12 protein-coding genes are annotated in these 14,685 nt (G+C 71.4%); 6 read left to right on the top strand and 6 right to left on the bottom strand.

What is annotated here, in order from left to right; translation table 11 throughout:
* Window position 1: 1 nt before the first annotated feature.
* The 3 genes from OG568_RS14585 (at window position 2) to OG568_RS14575 (ending at window position 4,016) form a co-directional block, all read left to right on the top strand.
* Window positions 2-1,231 (top strand): arginine deiminase, encoded by a 1,230-nt coding sequence (locus OG568_RS14585; RefSeq protein ID WP_266429996.1) that lies wholly within the window; start codon window positions 2-4, stop codon window positions 1,229-1,231.
* A gap of 186 nt (window positions 1,232-1,417) precedes the next feature.
* Window positions 1,418-2,452: an ornithine carbamoyltransferase gene (argF, locus tag OG568_RS14580; RefSeq protein ID WP_329531859.1), complete on the top strand. Its 1,035-nt coding sequence runs from the start codon at window positions 1,418-1,420 to the stop codon at window positions 2,450-2,452.
* Between the two features lie 112 nt (window positions 2,453-2,564).
* A complete protein-coding gene (locus OG568_RS14575; RefSeq protein ID WP_329531858.1) occupies window positions 2,565-4,016 on the top strand; it encodes an amino acid permease in 1,452 nt (483 codons plus the stop codon).
* On the opposite strand, the gene OG568_RS14570 is transcribed toward OG568_RS14575, so the two are convergent.
* Entirely contained in the window at window positions 3,976-4,422 is a 447-nt protein-coding gene (locus OG568_RS14570; protein ID WP_329531857.1) for an ATP-binding protein, read from the bottom strand. The genes OG568_RS14575 and OG568_RS14570 overlap by 41 nt on opposite strands.
* Window positions 4,423-4,767: 345 nt before the next feature.
* Between OG568_RS14570 and OG568_RS14565 the strand changes: the two genes are divergently transcribed.
* Together OG568_RS14565 and OG568_RS14560 are read left to right on the top strand one after the other, a co-directional pair.
* On the top strand, window positions 4,768-5,595 hold the full coding sequence (locus tag OG568_RS14565; protein WP_266586642.1) for an enoyl-CoA hydratase family protein: 828 nt from the start codon (window positions 4,768-4,770) through the stop codon (window positions 5,593-5,595).
* Complete coding sequence (locus OG568_RS14560; protein ID WP_443077648.1) at window positions 5,580-7,889, top strand: bifunctional salicylyl-CoA 5-hydroxylase/oxidoreductase; 2,310 nt, start codon at window positions 5,580-5,582, stop codon at window positions 7,887-7,889. The genes OG568_RS14565 and OG568_RS14560 overlap by 16 nt, the downstream gene beginning before the upstream one ends.
* A 56-nt stretch (window positions 7,890-7,945) precedes the next feature.
* On the opposite strand, the gene OG568_RS14555 is transcribed toward OG568_RS14560, so the two are convergent.
* From OG568_RS14555 to OG568_RS14535, 5 genes are all read right to left on the bottom strand, one after another.
* Window positions 7,946-9,208 carry a sulfate adenylyltransferase subunit 1 gene (locus OG568_RS14555; protein ID WP_329531855.1) on the bottom strand — a complete coding sequence of 421 codons (1,263 nt, stop codon included), beginning with the start codon at window positions 9,206-9,208 and terminating at the stop codon, window positions 7,946-7,948.
* A gap of 2 nt (window positions 9,209-9,210) precedes the next feature.
* A complete protein-coding gene (gene cysD, locus OG568_RS14550; RefSeq protein WP_329531854.1) occupies window positions 9,211-10,131 on the bottom strand; it encodes a sulfate adenylyltransferase subunit CysD in 921 nt (306 codons plus the stop codon).
* The gene (gene cysC, locus OG568_RS14545; RefSeq protein WP_329531853.1) at window positions 10,128-10,679 is read right to left on the bottom strand and encodes an adenylyl-sulfate kinase; all 552 of its coding nucleotides are present in this window, start codon (window positions 10,677-10,679) and stop codon (window positions 10,128-10,130) included. Before cysC ends, cysD begins: the two co-directional genes overlap by 4 nt.
* Before the next feature lie 113 nt (window positions 10,680-10,792).
* Complete coding sequence (locus OG568_RS14540; protein ID WP_266647723.1) at window positions 10,793-11,614, bottom strand: PaaX family transcriptional regulator; 822 nt, start codon at window positions 11,612-11,614, stop codon at window positions 10,793-10,795.
* 15 nt (window positions 11,615-11,629) lie between these two features.
* Window positions 11,630-13,315, bottom strand: coding sequence for an AMP-binding protein (locus OG568_RS14535; protein WP_329531852.1), 1,686 nt, complete (start codon window positions 13,313-13,315; stop codon window positions 11,630-11,632).
* Window positions 13,316-13,441: 126 nt separating this feature from the next.
* On the opposite strand from OG568_RS14535, the gene OG568_RS14530 reads away from it, so the two are divergent.
* Complete coding sequence (locus tag OG568_RS14530; RefSeq protein WP_329531851.1) at window positions 13,442-14,680, top strand: acyl-CoA dehydrogenase family protein; 1,239 nt, start codon at window positions 13,442-13,444, stop codon at window positions 14,678-14,680.
* The last annotated feature ends 5 nt before the right edge of the window (window positions 14,681-14,685 follow it).

Below are 14,685 nucleotides of genomic sequence, written 5' to 3'. Positions count from 1 at the left end.
CATGGGATTCCACGTCGACTCCGAGGCCGGGCGGCTGCGCCGCGTCATCCTGCACAGACCCGACCTCGAGCTCAAGAGGCTCACCCCCAGCAACAAGGACGCCCTGCTCTTCGACGACGTGCTGTGGGTGCGCCGGGCCCGGGCGGAGCACGACGGATTCGCGGACGTGCTGCGGGATCGCGGGGTCACCGTCCATCTCTTCGGTGACCTGCTCGCCGAGGCCCTGGAGATCCCGGCGGCCAGATCGCTCGTCCTGGACCGCGTCTTCGACGAGAAGGAGTACGGTCCGCTCGCCACCGACCACCTCCGGGCCGCCTTCGAGACCCTGCCGGCCCCGGAACTGGCCGCCACGCTGATCGGCGGGATGACCAAGCGGGAGTTCCTGGACGCACACCCGGAGCCGACCTCCGTGCGCTTCCATGTCATGGACCTCGACGACTTCCTCCTCGGCCCGCTCCCCAATCACCTCTTCACCCGGGACACCTCCGCGTGGATCTATGACGGGGTCTCCATCAACGCCATGCGCTGGCCCGCGCGGCAGCGGGAGACCGTGCACTTCGAGGCGATCTACCGGCACCATCCGCTCTTCCGTGACGAGGGCTTCAACCTCTGGTCGGAGGGGCAGGCGGACTATCCGTCCACCATCGAGGGCGGTGACGTGCTCGTCATCGGCAACGGCGCGGTGCTCATCGGCATGAGCGAGCGGACGACGCCGCAGGCCGTCGAGATGCTCGCGCACAAGCTGTTCGCCGCCGGGTCGGCCCGTACGATCGTGGCGCTCGACATGCCCAAGCGGCGGGCCCTCATGCACCTCGACACGGTGATGACGATGGTCGACGGAGACACCTTCACCCAGTACGCGGGGCTCGGCATGCTCCGCTCGTACACGATCGAACCGGGCTCGGGGGACAAGGAGCTGAAGGTCACCGACCATCCGCCGGAGCACATGCACCGGGCGATCGCGGCGGCGCTGGGGTTGAGCGAGATCCGGGTGCTGACCGCCACGCAGGATGTGCACGCGGCGGAGCGGGAGCAGTGGGACGACGGGTGCAACGTCCTCGCGGTGGAGCCCGGGGTCGTCGTCGCCTATGAGCGGAACGTGACCACCAATACGCATCTGCGGAAGCAGGGGATCGAGGTCATCGAGATTCCGGGGAGTGAGCTGGGGAGGGGGCGGGGTGGGCCTCGGTGTATGAGCTGTCCGGTGGAAAGGGCGGCGGTGGGGGTGTGATCTCGGGTGCGGGTGGGGGCTGGTCGCGCCCACGCGGCGGAGCCGCACGATGTGACGGCCCCGCGCCCCTGAAGGCGCGCTGTCCCCGAGGGCCACGAAGAGGTCCCGTATAGAAATGTGGAGTATCGTATAGACTTCCACTCGCCCCTTTGTTCGTCCCCGTTCTCGTATCCCTGGAGCGCCCCCATGGCGACAGTCCCGACCGCCCTCTCCGGACGCCACTTCCTCAAGGAGCTGGACTTCACCGGGGAGGAGTTCCGCGGTCTGATCGAGCTGGCCGCCGAGCTCAAGGCGGTCAAGAAGGCCGGGGTCGAAACGCAGTACCTGCGGGGCAGGAACATCGCGCTGATCTTCGAGAAGACCTCGACCCGTACGCGCTGCGCGTTCGAGGTCGCCGCCGCGGACCAGGGCGCGTCGACGACGTATCTGGACCCGTCCGGTTCGCAGATAGGTCACAAGGAGTCCGTGAAGGACACCGCGCGTGTGCTCGGCCGGATGTTCGACGCGATCGAGTACCGGGGTGACAGCCAGGCCTCCGTCGAGGAGCTGGCCGCGTACGCCGGAGTGCCCGTCTACAACGGTCTGACCGACGACTGGCACCCCACCCAGATGCTCGCCGACGTGCTCACCATGACCGAGCACTGCGACAAGCCGCTCGGTGAGATCGCCTTCGCCTACCTGGGTGACGCCCGTTTCAACATGGGCAACTCCTACCTGGTCACCGGCGCGCTCCTCGGCATGGACGTCCGGATCGTCGCCCCGAAGGCCTACTGGCCCGCCGACGAGATCGTCGCGCAGGCCCGCAAGCTCGCCGAGAACAGCGGCGGCCGCGTCACCCTCACCGAGCACCTCGGCGAGGGCGTCCACGGCGCCGACTTCGTCGCCACCGACGTCTGGGTCTCGATGGGCGAGCCCAAGGAGGTGTGGGACGAGCGCATCGACGCGCTGTCCCCGTACGCCGTGACCATGGACGTGCTGCGCGCCACCGGCAACCCGGACGTGAAGTTCCTGCACTGCCTGCCGGCCTTCCACGACCTGGGCACCAAGGTCGGCCGCGAGATCCACGAGACCCACGGCCGCGACTCGCTGGAGGTCACCGACGAGGTGTTCGAGTCGGCGCACTCGGTCGTCTTCGACGAGGCCGAGAACCGGCTGCACACCATCAAGGCGATCATGGTCGCCACCCTGGGCCGAGCGGGAATCCCCCAGGTCCTGGCCTGACGGACGCCCCCGCGGGCCTTATCCTGACCGGCGGTCCGGAGCCACCCCTTCCGCGACCGCCGCGCGACCGACCCAGTCGCACCCCGCACCACCGGAAATGAGCACCACCCGCATGTCCGCTCCACGCGTCAAGTCCCCCCAGCTGCTGATGGCCGAATCAGGCGCCGACCACGAAGGCCATGGCCTCAAGCGCACCATGGGCCTCTTCCAACTCGTCTGCTTCGGCGTGGGTGCCATCGTCGGCACCGGAATCTTCGTCGGCCTCTCCGACTCGGTCGCGCAGGCCGGACCCGCCGTGGTCGTGTCGTTCATCCTCGCGGCGATCACCTGCGTCTTCACCGCGTTCTCCTTCGCCGAGCTCGGCGGTGCGATCCCCGTCTCCGGATCCTCGTACTCCTTCGCCTACGCGGGGCTGGGCGAGGGCACGGCCTTCCTCGTCGGCTGGTGTCTGCTCCTGGAGTACGGCGTCTCCGTGTCGGCCGTGGCGGTCGGCTGGAGCCAGTACGTCAACGAACTGCTGGACAGCCTCATGGGCGTGCGGCTGCCCGCGGCGCTCTCGGCCGGCCCGACCGACGGCGGGATCGTCAACCTCCCCGCGGTCATCGTGATCGCGCTGGCCTCGGTCCTGCTGATCCGCGGGGTGCGCGAGAGCGCCCGGGCGACCGCGGCCATGGCCGTGCTGAAGCTCGTCGTGCTCGTCGCGTTCTGCGCGATCGGGTTCAGTGCCTTCAAGCACGGCAACCTCACGCCGTTCTCCCCGGCCGGGCTCGGCGGCATCGGCGCGGGCACCACAGCCGCCTTCTTCTCGTACATCGGCTTCGACGCGATCACCACCGCCGGCGAGGAGGCCAAGAATCCCCGCCGTGACGTCCCGATCGCCATCCTGGTCTGCCTCGGTCTGGTCACCCTGCTGTACTGCGCGGTGGCCCTCGCGGCGATCGGCGCCGTCGGTGGCGACGCGGTCGGCGGGCGGCCCGCTGCGCTGTCGTATGTCGTCAACGTGGTCACCGGGTCCACGGTCGGCGCCGAGGTCGTCGCGTTCGGGGCGGTCGTCGCCATCGCCTCGGTGGTGCTCGCGGTGATGTACGGGCAGACCCGCATCCTCATGTCCATGTCCCGCGACGGGCTCGTGCCGCGCGTCTTCGAGAAGATCTCGCCGAGGACCTCGACACCGGTCGCGGGAACCCTGATCGTCGCGATCGTCTTCGCCGTCCCGGCGGCCTTCGCCCCGCTCGACGCCGTCGTCAACCTGACGACGATCGGCACGCTCGCCACCATGGCCGCCGTCAATGTCGCGGTGATCGCGCTGCGGCGCCGGGAGCCGGGTCTCGCCAGGACGTTCCGGGTGCCGCTCTATCCCGTAGTGCCGCTGCTCGGCGTCGGCTTCTGTCTGTATCTGATGTACGAGACGGGCTGGACGACCTGGATCCAGTTCGTGTGCTTCCTGGCGGCCGGATTCCTCGTGTACGTGCTCTACGGGCGCCGCAATTCGCGGCTGGCCCGATCGGCCACGCCGACGGCGGCTACACCGGACGCCGCTGAGCGGGCACCACAGGCAGTCTGAACCAGACCGCCTTGCCTGAGCCGGTGGGGCGGTGGCCGCAGGAGGAGCTGAGGGCGCGGATCAGGAGGAGGCCGCGCCCGTGCTCCTGCCAGGGGTCGGGCTCGCCGGGCGGCTCCGGGACCGTGAGGTTGCCGGGCGGCTCCGGGTCCGGATCGTGCACCTCGACCTGACAGCCGGTCGGCATCACCTCCACGACCAGCTCTATGGGGCCGTCTCCCGCGGTGTGCTCCACGGCGTTGGCGACCAGTTCCGCGGTGAGCAGTTCCGCGGTGTCGCTGTCGGCCGCGTGCTTCACCTCGGCCAGCGCGGTGCGGACCAGGGCGCGGGCGACCGGCACGGCCGCGGCGGTGTGCGGCAGCGCGATGCGCCAGGAGGCGGGGGTGTCGTGCAAGGCGGGTCCGTTCATGGAGCAGGCTGTCCTGCTTTCAGCTCTAGGAATGGTACGGCGCGACCGGACAGAGACGTCCGGCGGGCGCTTTCCAGGACATTCGGTGGGCGCCCTCCCAGGACGTTCGGCTCGGCATGAGGCCCCGTACCCAGCTCAACACCCCGTCTCCCGCGAGGTGCTCCCACCGTTACGGGGCTATCGAGAACCCGTGACTCGGTGACGGGACACGGTCACTTCACGACCGAGTTATTGCGCGGTCGTGACGACAGTCACAGACTGGTGATAACTTCGTGGAGTAGCGACGACCGCTGTCCGGCGCCCCATGGCGCGGACCGCCGCCCCCGTCCGAGGAGGCCGCCCGTCATGAGTCCCTTCACCGGCTCCGCCGCCCGCACCCCCGACTGGCAGCACCTGAGGTGCGAGGTCGCCGACGGGGTCGCCACGGTCACCCTGGCCCGTCCCGAGAAACTCAACGCCCTCACCTTCGGCGCCTACGCCGACCTGCGTGACCTGCTCGCCGAGCTCTCCCGCGAGCGGTCGGTACGGGCTCTGGTGCTGGCGGGGGAGGGGCGCGGCTTCTGCTCCGGCGGCGACGTCGACGAGATCATCGGCGCGACCCTGTCCATGGACACCGCCCAGCTCCTGGACTTCAACCGGATGACCGGGCAGGTCGTGCGGGCCGTACGGGAGTGCCCGTTCCCGGTGATCGCGGCGGTGCACGGGATCGCGGCGGGCGCCGGAGCCGTTCTCGCCCTGGCGGCCGACTTCCGGGTGGCCGACCCGAGCGCCCGGTTCGCCTTCCTCTTCACCCGCGTCGGACTGTCCGGCGGCGACATGGGCGCCGCCTATCTGCTGCCCCGCGTGGTGGGGCTCGGCCACGCGACCCGGCTGCTGATGCTCGGCGAACCGGTGCGCGCGCCCGAGGCCGAGCGGATCGGCCTGATCAGCGAGCTGACCGACGAGGGCGGTGTCGACACGGCCGCCCAGTCGCTGGCCCGCCGCCTGGCCGAGGGCCCGGCCCTCGCGTACGCCCAGACCAAGGCCCTGCTCACCGCCGAACTGGACATGCCCCTCGCCGCCTCCGTCGAACTCGACGCCTCGACCCAGGCCCTCCTGATGACCGGCGAGGACTACGCCGAGTTCCACGCGGCCTTCACGGAGAAGCGCGCGCCGAAGTGGCGGGGGCGATAGCCGTGCCGGCGCGGCCGTGCGCGTCCGCGCGCGTCGCCGTCATCGGCGGCGGTCCCGGCGGGCTCTACGCCGCCGCGCTCCTCAAGCGCCTCGACCCGGACCGCGAGGTCACCGTCTGGGAGCGCAACGCCCCCGACGACATCTTCGGCTTCGGTGTCGTGCTCTCCGACGAGACGCTGGGCGGGATCGAGCACGCCGACCCGGTCGTGTACGCGGCGCTCCAGGACGAGTTCGTGCGCTGGGACGACATCGACATCGTGCACCGGGGCGTGCGCCACACCTCCGGGGGCCACGGCTTCGCGGCGCTCGGGCGGCGCCGGCTCCTGGAGATCCTGCACGAGCGCTGCCGCTCGCTCGGCATAGAGCTGCGCTTCCGGGCCGAGGCCCCGCCGGTCGCCGAGCTGATGACGGCGTACGACCTGGTCGTCGCCGCGGACGGGGTGCACAGCTCGACCCGGGCGGCGTACGCGGAGGTGTTCGGACCGTCGGTCGAGGAGCACCGGTGCCGTTACATCTGGCTCGCCGCCGACTTCGCCTTCGACTCCTTCCGCTTCGAGATCGCCGAGACCGAGCACGGCGTGATGCAGCTGCACGGCTACCCCTTCGCGGCCGACGCCTCCACCGTCATCGTAGAGATGCGCGAAGAGGTGTGGCGGGCGGCCGGTTTCGCGGACCTCGACGAACAGGAGTCCGTCGAGCTCTGCGGCAAGATCTTCACGGACGCGCTCGGCGGGCGGCAGCTGCGGTCCAACAAGTCGACGTGGACCACCTTCCGTACGGTGGTCAACGACCGCTGGTCCCACGGCAATCTGGTCCTCCTCGGCGACGCCGCGCACACCGCCCACTTCTCCATCGGCTCCGGCACCAAGCTCGCCGTCGAGGACGCGCTCGCGCTGGCCGCCTGTCTGGAGGAGCGGCCCACCCTCGCCGAGGCCCTCGCCGCCTACGAGGAGGAGCGGCGCCCGGTCGTCGCGTCCACCCAGCGGGCGGCGCGGGCCAGCCTGGAGTGGTTCGAGAGCCTGGGGCTGTATCTCCACCAGCCCGCCCGCCAGTTCGCCTTCAACCTCCTCACCCGCAGCCGCCGCGTCACGCACGACAACCTGCGGCTGCGTGACGCGCACTTCACGGCGGCGGTCGAGCGCGAGTTCGGCTGCCCGCCCGGCACACCCCCGATGTTCACCCCGTTCCGGCTGCGCGGTCTGACCCTGCGCAACCGGGTCGTGGTCTCACCGATGGACATGTACTCGGCCGTGGACGGCGTCCCCGGTGACTTCCACCTCGTCCACCTGGGCGCACGGGCGCTCGGCGGCGCGGGCCTGGTGATGACCGAGATGGTGTGCGTGAGTGCCGAGGGCCGCATCACACCCGGCTGCGCGGGCCTCTACTCACATCGGCAGGCCGAGTCCTGGCGGCGGATCATCGGCTTCGTGCACGCCCAGGCACCCGGCGCCGCGATCGGCGTCCAGCTCGGCCACTGTGGCCGCAAGGGCTCCACGAAGCTGATGTGGGAGGGCATCGACGAGCCCCTGGAGGAGGGCAACTGGCCACTCGTGGCCGCCTCCCCGATCCCGTACGGACCGCGCAGTCAGACACCCCGGCAGCTGTTCCGCGCCCAACTCACGGACATCCGTGAGCAGTTCGCGGCCGCCGCCTTGCGTGCCGCCCGCTGCGGCTTCGACCTCCTCGAACTGCACTGCGCCCACGGTTATCTGCTCTCCGGCTTCCTCTCGCCGCTCACCAACCGGCGTACCGACGCCTACGGCGGCTCGCTGGAACGCAGGCTGCGCTTCCCGCTGGAGGTCTTCGACGCCGTACGGACCGTGTGGCCGGAGGAGCGGCCCATGACCGTCCGTATCTCCGCGACCGACTGGGCCGAGGGCGGCAACACCGGGGACGAGGGCGTGGCGATCGCCCGGGCCTTCGCGGCCCACGGCGCCGACGCGGTCGATGTGTCGGCGGGGCAGGTGGTCGCCGACGAAGAGCCCGAGTACGGCCGCTCGTACCAGACCCCGTTCGCCGACCGGATCCGCCACGAGACCGGCCTCCCCGTGATCGCCGTCGGCGCGATCTCCTCCTGGGACGACGTCAACTCCCTGATCCTGGCCGGGCGAACGGACCTGTGCGCCCTTGCCCGGCCGCATCTCTACGACCCGCACTGGACGCTGCACGCGGCGGCCGAGCAGGGGTACGAGGGTCCGGGCGTCGCCTGGCCGAGGCCCTACCGTGCGGGCAGCCGCCGCCCGCAGACCGGACGCGTCGACGCCCCCAAGCCCCGCCGGTCACTGGGGACTTGAGGGCGTGCGGAGGGCGGGCGGAGGGTGGTCCTGGGCGTCCTGGCGTTCGGGGCGTCCTACGCGTGCGGGGCGGAGAGGTCGGCCATGCCCGCCGTCAGCGTCGAGCCGTCCGCCGGGTCGACGAGGAGGAACGCGCCGGTGCGGCGTACGTCCGCGTAGTCGTCGAGCGCGAGCGGCTCGGCGGTGCGCAGGGTGATCCGGCCGAGATCGTTCGCGGTCAACTCGCCCGCCCCGCCGAGATCCTTGACGATCGCCTTCACGGTCCGCGTCGTGTGCCTGACCAGCACCCGGTCGCCGACCCGCAGCGCGCGGTCGGCCAGATGACAGACGGCCGCCCGGACGTCCTGCGTGAGCGCGGGCGCGTCCGCTCCTGCGGTGATCATGTCCCCGCGTGAGACATCGCGCTGGTCGGCCAAGCGCAGCGTCAGCGACTGCGGCGCGTACGCGAGGCCGGCGTCCCTGCCGAGCACGTCGATGCCGACGATCTCGGAGGTCTCGCCGGAGGGGTGGACGGTGACCCGGTCCCCGACCCGCAGCGTCCCGGACACCAACTGGCCCGCGTAGTGGCGCACTTCGTCGTGCCGGATCACGTACTGGACCGGGAAGCGCGCCGGTGCGGAGGCGGGCTCGGAGCCCACCGGCACGGTCTCCAGGAACTCCAGGAGCGCCGGCCCCTCGTACCAGTCCATGTGCGCCGAGCGCTCCACCACGTTGTCCCCGCACAGCGCCGAGACCGGGATCGGTGTGAAGCCGGGCAGGTCCAGCTCGGCGGCGTGGCCCGCGAAGTCCTCGACGATCCGCTCGAAGTCCTTCTGCTCGTACCCGACGAGGTCCATCTTGTTGACGGCGAGGACCACGTGCGGGACGCGCAGCAGCGCGGCGACGGCGGCGTGACGGTGGGTCTGCTCGACCACCCCGTGCCGCGCGTCGACCAGGACGACGGCGAGGTCGGCGGTGGAGGCGCCGGTGACCATGTTCCGGGTGTACTGCACATGGCCGGGGGTGTCGGCGAGGATGAACCGGCGCCGGGGCGTGGCGAAGTAGCGGTAGGCGACGTCGATGGTGATGCCCTGTTCGCGCTCGGCGCGCAGGCCGTCGGTGAGGAGGGCGAGGTCGGGGGCGTCCTGGCCACGGCTCGCCGAGACCCGCTCCACGGCCTCCAACTGGTCGGCCAGGACCGACTTGGAGTCGTGCAGCAGACGGCCGACCAGTGTGGACTTGCCGTCGTCGACGGAGCCGGCGGTCGCGAAGCGCAGGAGCGTGGTCGCCGACAACTGCTCGACCGACAGCGGCTCGGTGGGTTCGGTGGTGCTGGTCATGTCTAGAAGTACCCCTCGCGCTTGCGGTCTTCCATCGCGGCCTCGGACATCTTGTCGTCGGCGCGGGTGGCGCCCCGCTCGGTGAGCCGGGAGGCGGCGATCTCGGCGATGACCTGATCGAGGGTCACCGCGTCGGAGTCGACGGCGCCCGTGCAGGACATGTCGCCGACGGTCCGGTAGCGGACGAGCCGCTTCTCCACGGCCTCGTTCTCGCGCGGCCCGCCCCACTCGCCGCCCGTCAGCCACATCCCGCCGCGTCGGAAGACCTCACGCTCGTGCGCGAAGTAGATGTCGGGCAGTTCGATGCCTTCGCGGGCGATGTACTGCCAGACGTCCAGTTCGGTCCAGTTGGAGAGGGGGAAGACGCGGACGTGTTCGCCGGGTGCGTGGCGGCCGTTGTAGAGCTGCCAGAGTTCGGGGCGCTGTCGGCGGGGGTCCCACTGGGAGAACTCGTCGCGCAGGGAGAAGACGCGTTCTTTGGCGCGGGCCTTCTCCTCGTCGCGGCGTCCGCCGCCGAAGACGGCGTCGAAGCGTTCGGACTGGATCTTTTCGGTGAGGGGCAGGGTCTGCAGGGGGTTGCGGGTGCCGTCGGGGCGTTCGCGCAGGACTCCGCGGTCGATGTAGTCCTGTACGGAGGCGATGTGCAGTCGCAGTCCGTGTTTGTCGACGGTCTGGTCGCGGTAGGCGAGGACTTCGGGGAAGTTGTGTCCGGTGTCGACGTGCAGCAGGGTGAAGGGGATGGCTGCGGGGGCGAAGGCCTTCAGGGCGAGGTGCAGCATGACGATGGAGTCCTTGCCGCCGGAGAAGAGGATCACCGGCCGTTCGAACTCGCCCGCGACCTCACGGAAGATGTGGACGGCCTCGGACTCCAACGCGTCCAAGTGCGACAGCGTGAAGGCCTGTTCGACGGTCGCGGAGGTCATACGAGCCCCCTCGCCGCGAGCACCGCGTGCACCGAGTCCGCGGACTCCTCCGGGGTCTGCAGATGCGTCTCCAGCGTGAGCGCCGGGTCCAGCGGCGGCTCGTAGGGGTCGTCGATGCCGGTGAGTCCGGTCAGCCGGCCCGCGGCCTGCCGGGCGTACAGCCCCTTCACGTCGCGCTCGCTGCACACCTCGACCGGGGCGGCGACATGCACCTCGATGTAGGGCGTCCCGCTCGCCTCGTGCCGCTCCCGTACGGCGTCGCGGCTGTCGGCGTACGGCGCGATGACGGGCACCACGGCGAGGACGCCGTTGCGCGCGAGCACCTCGGCGACCAGGCCGATGCGCTGCACGTTGGTGTTGCGGTCCTCGCGCGAGAAGCCGAGACCCGCGGAGAGGAACCGGCGGACCTCGTCGCCGTCGAGGATCTCCACCCGGTGCCCCTCCGCCTTCAGACGGGTCCCCAGTATCCGGGCGATGGTCGTCTTGCCCGCGCTCGGCAGGCCCGTGAGCCAGACGGTGGCTCCCTGAGCCCTTGCCGTGGTGGTCATACGTGCGGCCCTCTTCCTGTCCTGGCGTGCGGCTCACGACGCTAGGTAAGAAACATGAGAAGAGGGACGGAAGAGGCTGAGGGTTCCCTAAGCGCCTCATGATGTGTCTGAGGTCACACAGCGGCGGGTTCGGTGAAGCTCGCCCCCGTGTCCCGCAGCCGCTCGTGCAGCGCCCGGAACACGGCGGCCGAGCGGGCGCCCGGCCAGTCCTCGGGCAGTAGCGCGGCGGGCAGTCCCGGGTCGGCGTACGGGAGGTGGCGCCACGTGTCCAGGGCGAGCAGATAGTCGCGGTACGCCTCCTCGGGCGGGGTGTCCGCGCGCCGCCGCCAGTCGTGCAGCACGGTCGCGTGCTGGTCGAGGAAGGCCTCGTGCTGTTTGGCGATCGCCGCCAGGTCCCACCAGCGCGCAACCGCGTCCGCCGTCGCCGCGAAGCCCAGGTGCTCCCCGCGGAACAGCTCCACATAAGGGTCGAGCCGCAGCCGCGCCAGGGTGTGCCGGGTCTCCTCGTAGAGCCGTGCTGGGGCGAGCCACACGCCAGGGGCCGCCGTCCCGAAGCCGAGACCGGCGAGGCGTGAGCGCAGTACGTGCCGCTTCTGCCGCTCGGACTCCGGCACGGAGAAGACGGCGAGCACCCAGCCCTCGTCCTCGGGAGGCGCCGTCGCGTACACCCGCCGGTCGCCGTCCTCCAGCAGCTGGCGGGCGTCCGGCGACAGCGCGTAACCGGCGCCACCCGCCGCCGTACGGGCCGGTTCGAGCAGTCCGCGGCGCTTGAGCCGGGACACCGACGAGCGTACGGAGGGCGCGTCGACGCCGACCGCGGCGAGGAGCCGGATCAACTCGGCCACCGGCACGGGACCGGGCATGAAACGGCCGTACGCGCCGTAGAACGTGACGATGAGGGACCGGGGGGCGTGCTGCTCTGACACGTTGATCACTCTAGTGCGCGAAGATCACTTAGGGCCGCCGCCCGTGGACAACTCACCCTTCGGCGTGGGCGATGACGACGGGGTGTCCCCGCCCGACGGCGGGGCATCGGCACGCAGCCGGAAGCGCTGCAGTTTTCCCGTCGCCGTGCGGGGCAGCGCGTCCAGGAAGACGAACTCGCGGGGGCACTTGTACGGCGCCAGCTCGGACTTGAGGAAGGCGCGCAGCGCCTCGGCGTCCTTGTGCGCGCCCTCCCTGAGGACCGCGTACGCGACCGCCACCTGCCCGCGTGCCTCGTCGGGCCGCCCCACGACGGCCGTCTCGACCACGTCCGGGTGGCGCAGCAGGGCGTCCTCGACCTCGGGCCCGGCGATGTTGTACCCCGCCGAGACGATCATGTCGTCGGCGCGGGCGACATAGCGGAAGTAGCCGTCGGGGTCGCGCACATAGGTGTCGCCGGTGATGTTCCAGCCACCGCGCACGTACTCCCGCTGCCGGGGGTCGGCGAGATAGCGGCAGCCGACCGGGCCGCGCACCGCGAGCAGCCCGGGCTCGCCGTCCGGCACCGGCGCCCCCTGGGCGTCGACCACGCGCGCCTGCCACCCCGGTACCGGGACGCCCGTCGTCCCGGGGCGGATGTGCTCGTCGGCGGCGGAGATGAAGATGTGCAGCAGCTCGGTGGCGCCGATGCCGTTGATGATGCGCAGCCCGGTGCGGGTGTGCCAGGCCCGCCAGGTCGCGGCGGGCAGGTTCTCGCCCGCGGACACACAGCGCCGCAGTGAGGTCGTGTCGTATCCGTCCAGCTCCGCCAGCATGGCCCGGTAGGCGGTCGGGGCGGTGAACAGCACCGAGACGCGGTGCTCGGTGATCGCGGGCAACAACTGCGTGGGGCCCGCCTGTTCGAGCAGCAGGGAGCAGGCGCCGGCGCGCATCGGGAAGACGACGAGGCCGCCGAGCCCGAACGTGAAGCCCAGCGGGGGACTGCCGGTGAAGACGTCGTCCTCGTGCGGCCGCAGCACATGCTTCGAGAAGGTGTCCGCTATGGCCAGCACATCGCGGTGGAAGTGCACACAGCCCTTGGGACGGCCGGTGGTGCCGGAGGTGAACGCGATCAGCGCGACGTCGTCGGCGGCCGTGTCGACCGCGGTGAACGGCTCGTCCGGAGCGCCCGTGATGCGCAGCAGCAGGTCGTCGGGCGCGTCCCCGCCGTACGTCGTGATCCGCAGCCCCGGGATCTCCGCCTTCGCCAGATCGTCGACCGACCGTACGTCGCACAGCGCGTGCGTGACGTGGGCGATCTGGCACATGGTGGTCAGCTCGTGCGGGCGCTGCTGCGCGAGCACGGTGACGGCGACCGCGCCCGCCTTCAGGACCGCCAGCCAGCACGCGGCGAGCCAGGGCGTGGTGGGCCCGCGCAGCAGCACCCGGTTTCCGGGCACGACGCCCAGCTCGGCGGTCAGGACGTGCGCGATCCGGTCCGTCCGGGCGAGCAGCTGCCCGTACGTCCACAGGTCGCCGGACGGCGTGCGGAAGGCGGGGCGGTGCGGACGCTTGTCCCCGAGGAGTTCGGCGGCGCAGTTCAGCCGATCGGGGTAGCGCAGCTCGGGCAGGTCGAAGGGGAGTTCGGGCCAGTGCTCGGGGGGCGGGAGATGGTCGCGGGCGAAGGTGTCGACGTGGGCCGAGGTCGTCGGCTCGAGGATGTCGCCGTCCATGAAGGTTCGCCCCCTTGTCGTGGTGGGCTCGCATCTCGCACAAGGAGCGTATCGTGTTGGTGACGACAGTCAACGTCTCGCGATAGCCTGGGGTCCCGCAGTCCGACGGCGGAGAGGGAACCGGCAATGACCGCATTCTCACTCGATCCGGCACAGATCGCCTGGTGTGCCGAGCTGCGCGCGCTGGCCGCGGAGCGGTTGCGCCCGCTGGCGGAGAAGGGCGAGCCGGGCCGCGTCAACCGTCCCCTCGTGGCCGAGTTGGGTCGGCTGGGGCTGCTCGCCCGCCTGTTCACCTCGGGCGCGCTCGATCTGTGCCTGATGCGGGAGTCTTTGGCGCACGGTTGCACCGAGGCCGAGACGGCGCTCGCCCTGCAGGGCCTCGGCGCGCATCCGGTGCACGCGTACGGCGACCGGGCGCAGCGCGAGCGCTGGCTGCCCCGGGTCTCGGACGGCAGCGCGGTGGCCGCGTTCGCGCTCAGCGAGCCGGGCGCGGGCTCGGACGCGGCGGCGCTGGCGCTCCGCGCGGACCGGGACGCCCCCCGGGCGGCCGGTTCCTCACCGTCGGCCCCCGGAGCCTCGCCCGACACCGGGTCCCGGACTCCGTCCGTCGCCGAGGCGCCGGACTCGCCCGTCGCCGAACGCGACGGCTCTGCTCGCTGGCGGCTCAGCGGGGAGAAGTGCTGGATCTCCAACGCCCCCGAGGCCGACTTCTACACCGTCTTCGCACGGACCACCCCGGGCGCCGGAGCCCGGGGCGTCACCGCCTTCCTGGTGCCCGCCGACCGGCCGGGCCTCACCGGCACCCCGCTCGACATGCTCTCCCCGCACCCCATCGGCGCCCTCGCCTTCGACGCCGTACCGGTGACGGCGGACGACGTGCTCGGCGAGCCCGACCGCGGTTTTAGGGTCGCGATGCACACCCTCAACCTCTTCCGCCCGAGCGTGGGCGCCTTCGCGGTCGGTATGGCGGGGGCGGCCCTCGCGGCGACGCTCACCCACACGGCCGGGCGGGAGGCGTTCGGCGGCAGGCTGAAGGACCTGCAGACGGTGGCCCACCAGGTCGCCGAGATGGCGCTGCGTACGGAGGCGGCCCGTCTGATGGTCTACGCGGCGGCGGCCGCGTACGACGAAGGGGCCCCGGACGTGCCCCGGCGCGCGGCGATGGCGAAGCTGCTGGCGACCGAGACGGCCCAGTACGTGGTCGACGCCGCGGTCCAACTGCACGGCGCCCGAGCCCTGTGCCGGGGCCATCTCCTCGAACACCTCTACCGGGAGGTCCGCGCGCCCCGTATCTACGAGGGCGCGAGCGAGGTCCAGCGGGCGGTCATCGCCAAGGAGCTGTACGCGTCGGTGGAGGCCCTGTGAGCGCC

The sequence above is a fragment of the Streptomyces sp. NBC_01450 genome, assembly GCF_036227505.1.
Lineage (GTDB): Bacteria > Actinomycetota > Actinomycetes > Streptomycetales > Streptomycetaceae > Streptomyces.
Note: the sequence above shows the minus strand (reverse complement) of the source record. Positions and strands in the feature narration are given on the sequence as shown.